Annotated in this window: 10 protein-coding genes; 4 read left to right on the forward strand and 6 right to left on the reverse strand. The window is 49.8% G+C overall.

Going from position 1 to position 13,779, the window contains the following annotated elements; genetic code table 11:
* Positions 1-65 precede the first annotated feature (65 nt).
* From rho to KRAC_RS13960, 3 genes are all read right to left on the reverse strand, one after another.
* Positions 66-968, reverse strand: a complete 903-nt coding sequence (gene rho, locus KRAC_RS13950) for a transcription termination factor Rho (RefSeq protein WP_007907975.1) — start codon at positions 966-968, stop codon at positions 66-68.
* A 102-nt stretch (positions 969-1,070) separates the two neighbouring features.
* Entirely contained in the window at positions 1,071-1,715 is a 645-nt protein-coding gene (locus KRAC_RS13955; protein WP_007907976.1) for a DEAD/DEAH box helicase family protein, read from the reverse strand.
* A gap of 317 nt (positions 1,716-2,032) precedes the next feature.
* Positions 2,033-4,177, reverse strand: coding sequence for a MerR family transcriptional regulator (locus tag KRAC_RS13960; protein ID WP_007907978.1), 2,145 nt, complete (start codon positions 4,175-4,177; stop codon positions 2,033-2,035).
* A gap of 481 nt (positions 4,178-4,658) precedes the next feature.
* Here KRAC_RS13960 and KRAC_RS13965 point away from each other — a divergent pair, with 481 nt between their 5' ends.
* The gene (locus KRAC_RS13965; protein ID WP_007907980.1) at positions 4,659-5,345 is read left to right on the forward strand and encodes an RNA polymerase sigma factor; all 687 of its coding nucleotides are present in this window, start codon (positions 4,659-4,661) and stop codon (positions 5,343-5,345) included.
* A gap of 81 nt (positions 5,346-5,426) precedes the next feature.
* Here KRAC_RS13965 and KRAC_RS13970 read toward each other — a convergent pair whose 3' ends face one another.
* Positions 5,427-6,125, reverse strand: a complete 699-nt coding sequence (locus tag KRAC_RS13970; RefSeq protein ID WP_007907981.1) for a DEAD/DEAH box helicase family protein — start codon at positions 6,123-6,125, stop codon at positions 5,427-5,429.
* Between the two features lie 126 nt (positions 6,126-6,251).
* Positions 6,252-8,402: a MerR family transcriptional regulator gene (locus KRAC_RS13975; RefSeq protein WP_007907982.1), complete on the reverse strand. Its 2,151-nt coding sequence runs from the start codon at positions 8,400-8,402 to the stop codon at positions 6,252-6,254.
* Positions 8,403-8,917: 515 nt separating this feature from the next.
* On the opposite strand from KRAC_RS13975, the gene KRAC_RS13980 reads away from it, so the two are divergent.
* From KRAC_RS13980 to KRAC_RS13990, 3 genes are all read left to right on the forward strand, one after another.
* Positions 8,918-9,601 carry an RNA polymerase sigma factor gene (locus tag KRAC_RS13980; protein ID WP_007907983.1) on the forward strand — a complete coding sequence of 228 codons (684 nt, stop codon included), beginning with the start codon at positions 8,918-8,920 and terminating at the stop codon, positions 9,599-9,601.
* A gap of 498 nt (positions 9,602-10,099) precedes the next feature.
* Entirely contained in the window at positions 10,100-12,055 is a 1,956-nt protein-coding gene (locus KRAC_RS13985) for an ABC transporter ATP-binding protein (RefSeq protein WP_007907986.1), read from the forward strand.
* A 312-nt stretch (positions 12,056-12,367) separates the two neighbouring features.
* Positions 12,368-12,793 (forward strand): hypothetical protein, encoded by a 426-nt coding sequence (locus KRAC_RS13990; RefSeq protein WP_007907987.1) that lies wholly within the window; start codon positions 12,368-12,370, stop codon positions 12,791-12,793.
* A gap of 135 nt (positions 12,794-12,928) precedes the next feature.
* Here KRAC_RS13990 and KRAC_RS61545 read toward each other — a convergent pair whose 3' ends face one another.
* Complete coding sequence (locus tag KRAC_RS61545) at positions 12,929-13,474, reverse strand: RNHCP domain-containing protein (RefSeq protein WP_007907996.1); 546 nt, start codon at positions 13,472-13,474, stop codon at positions 12,929-12,931.
* Between the last annotated feature and the right edge of the window lie 305 nt (positions 13,475-13,779).

Genomic DNA, 13,779 nt, shown 5'->3' on the forward strand with positions numbered 1-13,779 from the left:
AAGACACAACGATGCATACATACTACATATATTGAAGTAGACGTAAGCGCGCCCTCGAATTCTAATCACGCCTGTTTGAGAATAGCATTCACCAGCTGACTATTGCTGCTGGTCTTCTCGAAGAGGCGAATTGCCTGCTCATTCCCATCCCATTTAGGCAGGGGCGCCATACGGCGGCGTATATCTGTTGCCGCTTTCAGATCCTCTTCACTTAGCAGGCGCTCTTCCTGACGCGTACTTGAAGACGTGATATTAATGGCTGGAAAGATACGCTTATCGGCCATCTCGCGTGAGAGCCGTATCTCTAAATTGCCTGTCCCTTTAAACTCCTCGTAGACGACCTCATCCAGGCGACTCCCTGTCTCGACCAGGCAGCTTGCCACAATTGTGAGGCTACCACCCTCGTCGAGGGCACGAGCAGCACCAAAGGTACGCCGCCCAATCTCCAGCGCCTGGGCGTCGATACCACCCGAAAGGGTGCGCCCTCCTCGCCCCTGACGCCACATATCGGTCTGTAAATTATGTACCCGTGCCAGACGCGTCAGAGAGTCTAGAATAATAATGACGTCAGCACCTTGTTCCACTGCGCGCTTGGCATCGAAGAGAGCCTGCTCAACGATGTAGCCATGTTTGCTTATGCGCTGATCAAAACTGGAGGCGTAGTGACTGACCTGGGGACCCTGAATCTCAGAGCACCATTCAGTCACCTCTTCTGGGCGCTCATCAACGAGACACAGGAATAAGTAAGCCTGGGGATAGTTCCGCAAAACCGCGGTCGATATCTGGCGTAAAATGGTTGTCTTTCCAGCTTGGGGTGGCGCGACAACCAGGGCGCGTTGCCCAAATCCCAGCGGAATCAACAGGTCAATCACACGTGTTGAGATGGGCTTAGCTTCCGTCTCCAGTGTAATACGGCGCCGTGGATGAACTGGTGTGAGCTTCTCAAAGGGGATATGTATGGAAGCCACGAAACCTCAAACCTCCTCTGTACTAGCGGACGACTCACCCATAACTGTATCACATGTAGTCAATGAAAAAGTAGAGGTTATGGAAAAGGTATACGATGCCACTTAGGCGGTTAGGGAGAGCACTTTACTCGGCAGTAAGAGAGTATTCTGCACAAACAGCTCCAGGCCTCGCTGGAGATACTCCAGGCCACTCATATTATTGAGCACACACACCTCCTGTCCTATCCCATATTCATGCTTCAAGAAAGTTAAAATATACTCTGTCTCATCGTGGGCATAGTAGCGCTTAAAAATATCGTCGGAGAAGGAGGGGTGATCGTCCGCCGAAAAGGCACAGCTCACACGCTCATGCACACGCTGTAAGCAAGTATCCAGATCGGCATGAAGAAATAGCACAGAGGCATCACGCAGAAAGGCAGGGCTAAAATGCTTAAAAGCCGCCTGATAGTCATCGCGGGCAAACTCAATAGTGACGAGATCCGTGGTCGCGCTTATTAGCTGCACCCGGCGCTCTAATTCCTGTAAGGCGCAATCGAGAACCGAGAGGTCAATGGCGTCAAACCCGTTATGCTCGGTAGGACGAAATTGCTTATGCTCCGTATCAGCGAGAAACATTTCTTGTAAAATATGATAATCGTTAAAATGTGCACTGCTCCAACTGGCCTGCTCAGCCAGGTACCTGATATAGCGAGCTCCGGTAGACTTTCCGCTGCCTGGACGCCCCAGAACAAATACCTTTACGCCCATGTGTATACTCTCCCTTTGCTAACGTATACCTCACAAGCGCTCATCCGCAGATGAGTGAGATACCTCGCCACTGCGTGTCTCATTGCATATGGGTTGTGGTGGTGGGCTGGCAAAGCCAGCCCACCACCACAACCCATATGCCGATCCCCATAGCGAAGCTGTGAGCATAAAGAAGTTTACACGTTAGCTTTGTATTAAAGATAAGTATACAGAAGACTTCTACAAAAACATGCTTAGACTTTATAACTGTACCTAAAATGGCTATGTAGATACTACAAGCAGGCAGTTCTACAGAAGATGAAACACTTCTTCCCTCTCTATGAAGTGGATATTGAGGGGCTTGGGGGAACTGAAACAACTGTGGCGGAGCTACCATGCAGCCGTACATAGCCACGCTGATGAGGGTCCCAGCTCATGACCACATTGCCACCCTCACGTTTACCAATATCAAGAACCTCGTCCAGGAAGCGTTCGATAAGGAGCCTCGCCTCTACCAGGGCATTATGCGCCGTATAACGTTGTAAGATTTCCTGTAGCTTGGCATAATAGTAAAACGATACGCCCAGGCGGACAGTAATGCCATTTAAAGCTACTTTATTGGCTGGGAGAGTTGGCTGGCCCGCTGGAACGCGCTGGGGGTCGATCTGGTAAGAACCACTGAGCACTGTACGCAAGAGTTCGGCCTTGGCCTGAGCCTGCTCCAGGGGCATCCCTTTGAGCATGATATAGAAACGGTCTGCGCTAATACGGTAGAGTTCACATTCAGCGTTGTCTTTGAAGGCACGCAACTGGCCTTGAATCCGCATGCCTACCTCGTGGCTCAGATCACGCGCCATGCGGTCGCCATACTTATTCGCCAGGCTACTCATGTTATCGATATCCAGGGCAATAAACGAGACAACCTCGCGCATACTAAACTCTCTGCGCCCCTGAATCGCGTACAACAGCTCTTCTACATGAGAGGCGAACTCGTTTTCAGAGAGAAACTCCTGAAAGAACGGGTCTACCACGGCAGGGGCCTCGATACTCGTACGCAAGCCCTTCAATGGCAATAAGCGTGCATAATACGTCTCTAGTAGGCTTCCCAACATATTTTCTATGACACGCAAAACACGCAGGTCGCGCTCTTGAAATGCCTCCGCTTGTCGCGAGGCAACATAGAGGACACCAATCGCGATCCCTTCACGCCCCATGATAGGAATGGCAACAGCCGAGCGTATGCGCTCGCCCTCCTCCAGCCTCCCCAGAACGGGCTCTTCCAATACAGGAATAATAGGCTGCAAGAGAATACGCCCTACCTGAAAGGCACGCACAATAGGGGTAGTAGCGATATCTTGTGGGTCAAAGCGCGTCACGCCTACTTTAAATGGCCCTTGCTTGCTTTGAGCACGAACCAGGAGCGCACGTTGCTGCAAAGAGAGGATGGAGGGTGGATAGTTTGGCAGTAGAAGACAGCTATAGTGCCAGCAAGGCTGCCCTGTTGCAGCTACCCCACCTAGCCGCACCACCATTTCACATATCCCCTTGAGGGTGCGATCTTCGCCTAGCAAGGTATCATTCAGGTTCGGCACAATATCTATGGCATCGCGAGTTCCCGGGCCAAAACAGGCACGAAAACGCGGAGACTCGGCATAAAGCGGAGCCAGCAAGCGGGAGAGCGTCTCGACCAGGGGTGCGCTCAGTGACAATTTACGCGAGCGCCGATCAAGCAAAATAAAGGCGCGTTCGTGTGATAGCCCCTCGGGGACATCTTCCGTCATGGGCGCCAGGGAGAGGATACGATAGTCAGAAGCATACTCAAAGGTGGGCGTCATCGTCCAAAGCGTATGTGAAGCCAGGTTCTGGTCCAGTAGGCCTACGAGTGACTCTCCCAGATTTTCCAGGTCCTCCACACGTTGAGGCGGCACATCCAGAGTATGAGCCTGCTCCAATGGCAAGATCAGGCATGCATTCGTGTTGGGGAGATCCTGGCAAATCAACATCAACGCCAGACGTAGGGTTTGTGAGACATAAAAACGCCAGAAGGCCTCCTCACGGGCCTGCTCTATACGCCGGTTGATAGGTAAATCGTCTTGCGGGTGAACGTCGCCGGAGGATATTGGTGAGGGATAATAGGAATGGATGGGATGGGGACTTACGGCATTCCATAGTAACTTGATGGTAGGAGGAATATCACTGGGCGCATAGCCAGCATCAATCAATTCACGAATAATCGCGAGCTTATCCAGTTCGGCGGGCGTATAGAGGCGCCGCCCCTTGGGACCCGTAGGACGCAGCGGAGAGAGCAAGCCATACTCCTCCCAGTCACGCAACCGATTCTCGCTCAAATTAAAGAGCTCGGCGGCCCGGCTAATCGTGACAGTGGCCTCGGCATGCCCCTTCTCCATATAACGCTGTATACGTCGCTGCACATCTTCCTGTTGCAGGTGTTCTTGTATGCGGTGCACACTTCGTTCATCCATAAGCATATCCTATTCAGGCATACTCAAGCCAGCTTTGGTCAATATCGTCTTTCATCTTCATAAATGCACCACACAACCCTGCAAACGCTTTATCTAATAGTAACACATTAAACTTCTCTTGTATAGCTAATAGAGACCTGGTCCGTCAACTTTCTTTCCTCTTTACGCACGCCTATTATCAACTTTCTTCACCTTCCTCAATTTTATTACACACATACGCGGGATACAAAAGAAAAAATGTCGTTTTTAGAACGTCAATTTTCTCAATTTTCTTTATGCAGCTTAAAATACAGTATGAAGTGAGTTGACAAATCCCTGCCTTATTAGGTAGTATAAATCATGTAAAGATAAAATTACTTCTTTAATGTCAGATTTCTTGAGTACATTTCATTCGCGCATTCACCTTCGCAAGCATGCAAATGCGCTTATAGGGCACGTAAGGACGTTGGTATTCATCCCCCGTTCAAGGAGGAAGTTGTACGTGAAGGCACACACCGACGATACCGCCGCTCTCCGCTACCAACCTGACGACGAGGCGACCTGGCATGACCTTTATACCTGGCTTTTCCCACGCGTGGAAAAGTGGGTACGCAATGCCAGTGTCAATGCCTGGTATGGTCAACAGCGAGAAGTCTCTGAGGATATTACTCAAGAGGCGGTCTTACGCACCTTTCGTTACTGCCAGCGGGCCGTACACGGGGAAGTTCGTCCCATAGACTCTTTAAAATCGCTTGGTAAAACGATCGCTCAGAACTACTTCCGCGACCGGCGCAAGAAAGATTGGAACCTGGTGCGCCCAGCCCAGGAGAGTGAGAACACTGAAGGTTTTCTGGAGGTATCATCTCCCCTGGAGCGCAGCGCCCCATCCCAGGTTGTTGACCCCTCCCAGGTCGCGGTTGACCGCGTGATGCTGACCACCGTCATTTCAATGGCGGCACGCATCCTGGTCAAATTTCCCCCTGGGCAACGTGCCGCCCTCCTCACTGACCTGGCCAATATTACCGATTTTGGCGAGTATCCCACCCTGCTGGAGCAGGCGCTCGCCGAAGCGGGCATTGAACTCAAAGCCTATCAACATCCCCTTCCAACCGAGCCAGGCGAAAAGAACCGCCACGCCGCGCTGCTCAGCATCGCCTATAAACGCCTGCGTCGCGAGGTAGCAGTGTAATACATATGTGTGGGAAGAGAGGAGCCTGACAGCCGCGGCTGTCAGGCTCCTCTCTTCCCACACATATGTATTATTGTGGCGTTATTTTGTTCCCACCACAGAAAGAGGAGCAACGTCTGAAACCAATTGCTCCATAAAGCGGTCAACGCGCTTTAACAGAGCGTCTAACGATCCCTCATTGCGACACATAATAATCTTCCCTGGATCAAGTGCAAAGTCCGACGCCAACTGCTCCAATACATATTCTTCGCAGTCTTTATGGTAATACGTCTGCATGATATAGTCCGAAACATAATGACAATCATCCACTGGCCGTTCACCATCCATGGGGAAGGTAATACGCTGACGGATGCGACGCATACATGTCTCCAGGTCGGCTTCGACAAAAAAGAAATAGGCATCTTGCAAAAATGCTTTGTCAAAGTTTTTTAAAGCTTGTTGATAATTGTCACGAGCAAATTCAATGGTGATTAACTCATTTAAACTATGCTCATTTGCATAATCTACTCTTGTGTTCAATATTTTCTTAATACTTTTTTCTAGAGTCATCAACGCCTCGTCCACCACAGCCATATCCAACACATCAAAGCCACAATATGCAGACTGTTGAAAACGACCTAGATGTTCTTTCTGATCGTTAAGGAACATCTCGTAGAGGATCTCATAATCTCTAACTCTCCTTGCCTCCCCCCCCATTCGGGAATACAATTCGTGCATATGACGTACAGCTGTCGTCTTTCCACTACCTGGACGTCCTAAAACAAAGACTTTTGCAGCCATTTATATTTACTCCCAATAAATTCTCAAGACAAATAAAGAGGTGAAGGTAATATTCCTCCCTCAGAAAAGATTCACCCCCAGTGAATCATAGAACATCGAGTGTCAGTTCGTTTAGACGTACTCACACTATTCGCTTTCTCCTAGTTGAGACCAGCGCGAATAGCCTGGAATCCCATTTTCAGCTTCGGGATTCCAGGCCATAACCACGTTGCCACCTTCGCCAATTCCCAGCTTTAACACCGCATCCAGCGTCTGGCTGATCATGGCGCTTACCTCGGCGGCGGAGGAATATTCTTGCAGAAACTCGCTTAGTTTCGCCCGTGAGTACGAGGTCACGGCCAGGTGCGCACTTACTTCTGATATTACAAGTGCGCTATCGGCGGCCACGTGCTGGTGTACCGCGATGCTCCTGGCCAGGTTTACTTTGAATTGCCCGGCCTTTTCGCAGGCCTTTTCGCGCGAGTAGCCACGCAAAATCAAGTAAAAGCGGTCTGCGTACATATGATAAAGGTAGCATTGTGATGCCCTGGTTGTCAGCGGGGCGATTAACTCTTGAATACGCAAGCCTATAGCCCGGTCTAACAAGCGAATGGTGTGATCACCATATTTCCGCGCTAGCTTGATCTGGTTATCCATGTCAATAGCGATAAAGGAGACAACATCACTCCTGCCAGACTCTTCATTAGCAGACTCTTCCTCTTTTATATCCTCCTCCCATGCATGTGCGTCGGACACAAGTGCTTCTACATCACGCATAAAGTCATTTTCACAGCGGAACTCATTAAACAATGTATCCACAACATCAGGGGTATGTATAAGGCTTTTTAGATCATCAGTCGTACGTAGGCGGACATCATAGGTCGTGATGGCATTTTCAATAAAGCGCCCGACGATTCTCAGCAACTGCCGATCTGCGAGGGAAAAGGCCTCTACACTGTCTGAGACAACATAGAGGACAGCCAGCGGATCCCCATGCTCTCCGCCAATAGGGACCGCAACATTGGATTGAATCTCGCCCTCGACATCAATAAAGGCGCGCGTCCTTTCGCGCAAGGAGATATGAGGGCGATAGAGAATGCGTCCGCTCTGGTAGGCACGAATACCCACGCTTGTTCTTGATTTCTGCGGAATGAACTTGGACTCTCCCACAATATAGGGACTCTCCTTACTATGAGCGCGTACAACAAGCGTGCGCTCCTGTAAGGGAACTTTCCCCGCGCTATTATCAGGCAAGAGGATCACAGAAAACTTCCAGTGGTGCCGACCATTCGCAAACGTTCCCCCCATGCGCACAACCATATCTGTCAGGCCCTCTAGAATACTATCCTGGTAATAACCTACCTTGCCCAGGTCCGCCGCGACCTCGCGATGGTCATGCCAACCGGGACCAAAACAGCGGCGCATAAATTCAACTTCTTCATATAAAGGTGCCAACATCCGCCTGATTGTTTGCACATAGGCCTCGTCTAGCGAGAGACGACGTGAACGCTTATCCGGACGGTCAAGCACAATCAAGGTGTGATAGATTGGTTTCTCAAGCAAACGCTCCTGGCGCATAATACCTAGTGGATACACACAATAATCGGTCTCATACTGGAATGAGGGATTGTGGGTCAGTAACGTATGCACTGTTCCACTAGTATCCAGCCAGCCAACCAGCGACTCGCCAAGACGAGATAGGTCATCAGTCGTTCGTACACCTACCTCAACGGGATCGCAAGCTAGCGGCAAGATCAAGCCAATAGCACACCCTGGCAAAAACTCGCTAATCAGCATCAAGGACATGCGCAAGGCCTGGGCGGCATAATAACGCCAGAACAGCAGAGACTTTTCACGAGCCAGGCGCCGATCAATAGAAAGCATGCCAACAGGGTCTTCGCTGATCGCTGGTACTGTCTCTGGCAACTGACGTCCCTGTCGCCCCTCTGGCAAGACCTCATCCCAGATCTCGCCGATATCTTTGGGAATATCAGAGAGCGCAAAACGCGACTCCAGCAACTCCTGGATCACGGCTAGCTTATCCAGTTCCTCAAGAGGATACTGTCGCTGCCCCTTGCTCTCCCTGGTCCCCTTATTCTCCTTGGAGCGCATAGGATTGAGCATATGCTGGCTCTCCAGGTCACGCAATTTACTCTCGCTAAAGCCAGAGAGTTGCGCCGCCCGGCCAATGGTAACCGTGGCATCCGCCCGGCTGCGGTGTATATTTTCAAGAATACGCGCTTGCACTTCTTCATTGCGTAAATGCAGTTGAATACGCTGCCTGGTGTAGTCTTCCATAACCAACCTCTGGATCGTTTGCGTGTTTGCTATCACAGTAAATAAAGTTTTCTCAACTTCTCCACCTCTCACATGCACAAAACCTTATCTTCGCCTCGCTTGAGGCACAAAATATCTTCTCTATTCTTGATGTTTCTTGAGGCCAGATATTAAAAACATGTTAATCACTCTTTATAAACTAGATTGTACTCGCACATGCAAAACTTTTCAACAGCAATCCTACATAATTCCCACCAGACTTACCCTTTTCCTACAAATATTCTATCGCAAAGCAAAAAAACATATATATGTACTTAGAAATCTTGACTACTATATTCCATTTACTTATACTTAGCAATAAGAAAACTTAAGTAACCTTCTTCAATATTTTAAGTTTTCTCAAAACAAAAACATATTTTATAGCAAACAACCTTTTCTCATGTAAAACAAACGTAGTTTTGCAACAAATTTAGCGGCATTTCGCAAAAAACCTACGTCTTCATGACAAGATAAGCGCCTATGGAGGAGAACAAGCTATGACAAAACAAGTAAACTTCCCTTCTCTTGAGGAACTTGCTCTTGCTCATGAGCAAAGCTGGAGCAGACTGTACGACTTCTTACGGCCCTCAGTCACGTTCTTTGTGTATATGTATGCCGTACCAGCGTGGCATGGTCAGGAGAATGACCTGGTCGAAGACGTATTACAGGAGACAGCCATTCGCATCTATCGCCAGATCCAACTGGCACAGGCGTCAGATGCAACGCCCATCCTGCACCTGGAATCCTTCTGCAAGACCATCGCGCGCAACTATTGCCGTGATCTCAGGCGCAAGGAGAAGCGCCTGGAGCACTTCCCTGAGGGAGACTATTCCTTTGAAATCTACATTCTTGAAGAAGTGAAGGACGATCCCGTCGAAGCCATCTTTGAGGCTCTGTTCGCACGCCCTGTCATTTTCGCCTCGGCCACGCTGATAGCCTCGTTCCCAGAGAAACAGCGCCAGGCCCTGCTCATTGACCTGGCCCAGAAAAATGACTTCGACGCGCTCATGCCCTCGCCGCTTGAGGAGGCCCTGAGCAGAGTCAACATCAATCTTCGCGCCTATCGAGACAAGCAGCCTGGCGAACAGGCGGACAAAGCACGCCATAGTTCCCTGGTGAGCATCGCCTACAAGCGACTGCGGAACGAATTCTTTCAGCAGTATGCACATCTCGTAGCATAAACAGTCTCTCCTTAGTAGTAAGATTGGCTTTTGTATATTCTGCTTCTCCGACCGTCCATATAAGTGATAGTTGTGCTCATAGCTCCAGAAAGCGTACACATTGTAGGTAGCATTCCGGCTCATGGCTCACCTGCCGAAACGGAGGCACTGCATATGCAAGAATTACTGCTAAGCACGCAAATGTTCGTCATCTTGATCTTACTGGCGTTCATTGCTGGACTTGTGACCGGAATCGTGCTGAGCCGGCCTATTATGCGCTAGCATATACAATGCTCTAGCAATAGAGAAGTTCGAGACCTGGAGTACAGGAATGTTACTCCAGGTCTCAAACTTTGCAGCCAGCCTGTCAAAAAGAACAGGGGAAAACCGTTTGCTCGACCAGTGTATCTTGCTCAGCAATCTGTTACACTTACATATACTCTTATTCTTAACGAAAAACACACAGGAGAGGCACACAAGACGTCTCTCATACAACACTACCTACCTGGAGAAATGCATATGGGTGTACATGGAATGCGTGGTGGGCATGGGGGAGGCATGGCTGATTATGTAGAGGAACAAAAGAGACGTGGTCGTAAAACAGATGCGCACACCGTGCGTCGCGTTATAGAAGCCTTCAAACCTTATAAGTTTCAGGTCTTCCTGGTCCTTACGGCAATCCTGGCAACGACGCTGCTGGGATTGATCAATCCTCTGCTCATTCAACGCATCTTTGACGATGCTATCGGAAAAGGCAATCTCTCTCTCCTCATCATCTATGTCATTATTATGTTTATTACGCCGATCATCTCAGGCTTTATCGGCGTATGGCAGTCATACCTCAACAACACAATCGGGCAGAGCGTCATGCGTGACTTCCGCAACAGGCTCTATACCCATCTTCAAAGCATGTCGCTGAGCTTCTTCACCAACACGCGCACTGGTGAGATTCAGTCACGCCTCTCCAACGACGTTGGGGGCGTGCAGGGCGTGGTCACGAATACGGCGACGAGCATTGTCTCCAACATATCGACGGCTCTCAGTACTATAATCGCGATGTTTATCATCAGTCCCTTGCTCACCCTGGTCTCCCTGGGCCTGCTCCCACTCTTCCTCTGGTTTACCTATCGCGTCGGCAATGTCCGTCGCGCGACCAGCAAAGAGACGCAGAAGAGCATGGCCTCGTTAACCGCGATGATGCAGGAGACGCTCTCAGTGAGCGGCATCCTCCTGATGAAAACCTTTGGTCGCCAGGAGCATGCTCGCGATCAATTTGAGCAGGAGAACCAGAATCTGGCCAACCTGGAGGTTCGCCAGCAGTTGATTGGGCGCTGGTTCTTTATGTTTATTGGCACCTTTTTCTCCGTCATCCCAGCCATTGTCTACCTGATCGCGGGTGCGCAAATCATCAATCACGCGCCTATATTCGGCGGCTATATGACGCTGGGTACTATCGTAACGTTTACTACGCTTCAGAGCCGTATCTTCTTCCCCATCGGTCAGCTCCTGAGTGTGCAGGTAGATATTCAGGGCGCGCTGGCACTCTTTGATCGCATCTTTGAATATCTGGATATGCCTATTGAGATCAAAGATAAGCCCAACGCCCTCATGTTACAGCCAGACCAAGTTCGTGGCGAGGTGGCCTTTGATCACGTCGCCTTTGCCTACAAGCGTGACAGCTCTTACTCGGTATTGAAGGATGAGGCACCAAAAGATGAGCAGGAGGCTGAGAGACTGGCGATTGTAAAGAGTGAGGATGAGGAACTGCGTCCCGCCCTGAAGAACGTCTCCTTCACGATCCAACCAGGACAGCTAGCCGCTCTCGTAGGTCCCAGCGGCGCGGGAAAAACTACCATGACCTATATGGTGCCTCGCCTGTACGAGGTAGATAGCGGCACCATCTCCATTGACGGGCATGATGTTAAGGATCTCACCCTTACATCGCTTGGCGAACTGATAGGCATGGTCACGCAGGAAACCTACCTCTTCCATGCCTCGATTCGTGAAAATCTGCTCTACGCGCGCCAGGACGCGACCGACGAGGAGATGATCGCAGCAGCCAAGGCGGCGGCAATTCATGAGCGCATCACTGAACTGGAAGATGGCTATGACACGGTCGTAGGCGAGCGTGGCTACAAGCTTTCAGGCGGAGAGAAGCAACGTATCGCGATCGCGCGCGTCATCCTCAAGAATCCCCGCATCCTGATCCTGGATGAGGCCACCAGCGCCCTCGATACCCATTCAGAGCGTCTCATTCAGGCAGCCCTGGAACCCCTGATGAAGGGACGCACCACGCTGGCCATCGCCCATCGCCTCTCCACTATCCTGGCCGCAGATGTCATTCTTGTGGTCAACAAAGGCGAGATCGTCGAGCGCGGCACGCACCAGGAACTCCTCGAGCTTGGCGGCCTCTACGCCCGCCTCTACCAGGAACAATTTTCACAGGTTGCGCTCGAAGAGATCAGCGCCGACTAAGATCTCATAGACACAATAAAAAGGTGTGGCAGAGTTATTCTTGCCACACCTTTTTATTGTTCTGACCAATTCCTAAGTATTAAATATGCTTTAGCTTTTTCTATTTACTATCTCAGCGAAGAATAAAACGCTGGTCAAACGTGCATCTCATAACATACCACAATATTTCATTTTTACTTTATACTGATCATTACGTTTTATTCATTTAGATTGGTTAAATAGACCCAAAATATTTGGCCATCTTTGTAGAACTAAAACAAATCGACACAATCCAAAGCATCAAACGCTGAATAAGAGAGGAGAATACAACATATGAGTGAAGCTCTACCCAAAGAAGAACTCCTTGATGATCAATACCTTGCAATCTGGCAAGGAGAACAAAATTACCTTCGAACACGCTGGAGTGTTTCCACATTTTTCATGAGTATCAGCTTTGCCATTTTAGGGCTGTCATTCCAAAACGCACTATTGCCCTCCCAAGTATTGGCTATGCGGATTGCGGGGCTACTGATTTATTGGTTTTCTTATCTCCTTCATATGCAACTATATAAACATACAGTTTCCCTACGGAAGTATCTCCTTGAATTAGAAAAAAACCAAAAGACCCAATTTGTACTACAAGGAAGGGTAGGGCGAAATCCTAGCAGAAATCCCTACTATACCGCCAACAATTTATTGCTTTGGTTTGGATTACTATACACCATCGGCATCATAGCACTCTTCCTTTTCAAAATCTAAAATGTAATTCTTTGCCAGAAGCTTTATGCTCAAGGCATAGTAGCGCAATTAATGTCACCTGATAGGCTGTCATAAAAAAGGGAAGAGAAGCATAAATGAATACATTTCTTGCTTCTCTTCCCAAGAAGTTTATACCTAGCCTGCGTCAGAGACGTCCCATTCGGCACGCTCAAGTTCGTGCTGCTCCTCCAGCCAGGCCTCAACCTCGCGGGCTTTGAGGTCTCGGCTCGTGCGGGGTGGAACCATGGGCAGTTCCAGCATCAGCTCGTAATCGTCATCGGCGGCGACGCGGTTAAAACGCTCGAAGCCACAGCCCAAACAACGATGCACGATCACATCCTCGCCCCGTGTACGCTGAAAGCGCCCAACCGGCTCCATAGAGGAGCCACAGGTGCTCAAGCGATCACCAGATTGCCGGTCATCGACGTGGCGCGAGTGTAAGCAAAAGGGACAATGGTTGCGGTGATGTCCGCCACTGGGCAATGGACATACGAAGCGCCGACAATGCCGACATTTAAAGACCTCTTCCTCAGTGTTGTAGCGTGGCCTGGCGCTCTTTCCCCGACCGCTGGGGCGAAAATCTTCTGCATCTACACCGTCATATGCATCCAGGATACCAAATTCGTTGAAGCGCAAAGGCTGTTTGTGACTCTTTACTGCGCGCGACATGCGTTTTCGCAAGGGTGAACCTCTTTTTTATCTTCACAACTGTATTGGGGAGAATTAAACGCAAGGTGAGAGGCGCTTTCAGCAGGGAAAGCGCGTTGGCGACAAGCGCCGCGCACAGTTTGGTGGTCCATTTACAAGTACACATAAGGTCCTCGGCTTCTTTCCAGGGCCGCCAGCACACACATTTCGCTCAAAGTGCAAACGGCCATACAGGTAAACGCATTTCGTAGGAGTGGGCAGCTTTAGACATTGGCAGGGTCGCGAAAATGGGCAAGAGATACTCCGGAAAAGTGGCGGCGGTGGTTATATTCAGCACG

This window comes from Ktedonobacter racemifer DSM 44963 (assembly GCF_000178855.1).
Taxonomy (GTDB): Bacteria; Chloroflexota; Ktedonobacteria; order Ktedonobacterales; family Ktedonobacteraceae; genus Ktedonobacter; species Ktedonobacter racemifer.

Bases quoted from the DNA above. Each gene is read 5' to 3' on its own strand.
- KRAC_RS13975 (WP_007907982.1), bottom strand. From the start codon at position 8,402: ATGGAAGACTACACCAGGCAGCGTATTCAACTGCATTTACGCAATGAA.
- KRAC_RS13980 (WP_007907983.1), top strand. From the start codon at position 8,918: ATGACAAAACAAGTAAACTTCCCTTCTCTTGAGGAACTTGCTCTTGCT.
- KRAC_RS13960 (WP_007907978.1), bottom strand. From the start codon at position 4,177: ATGGATGAACGAAGTGTGCACCGCATACAAGAACACCTGCAACAGGAA.
- KRAC_RS13955 (WP_007907976.1), bottom strand. From the start codon at position 1,715: ATGGGCGTAAAGGTATTTGTTCTGGGGCGTCCAGGCAGCGGAAAGTCT.
- KRAC_RS13970 (WP_007907981.1), bottom strand. From the start codon at position 6,125: ATGGCTGCAAAAGTCTTTGTTTTAGGACGTCCAGGTAGTGGAAAGACG.
- KRAC_RS13990 (WP_007907987.1), top strand. From the start codon at position 12,368: ATGAGTGAAGCTCTACCCAAAGAAGAACTCCTTGATGATCAATACCTT.
- KRAC_RS13985 (WP_007907986.1), top strand. From the start codon at position 10,100: ATGGGTGTACATGGAATGCGTGGTGGGCATGGGGGAGGCATGGCTGAT.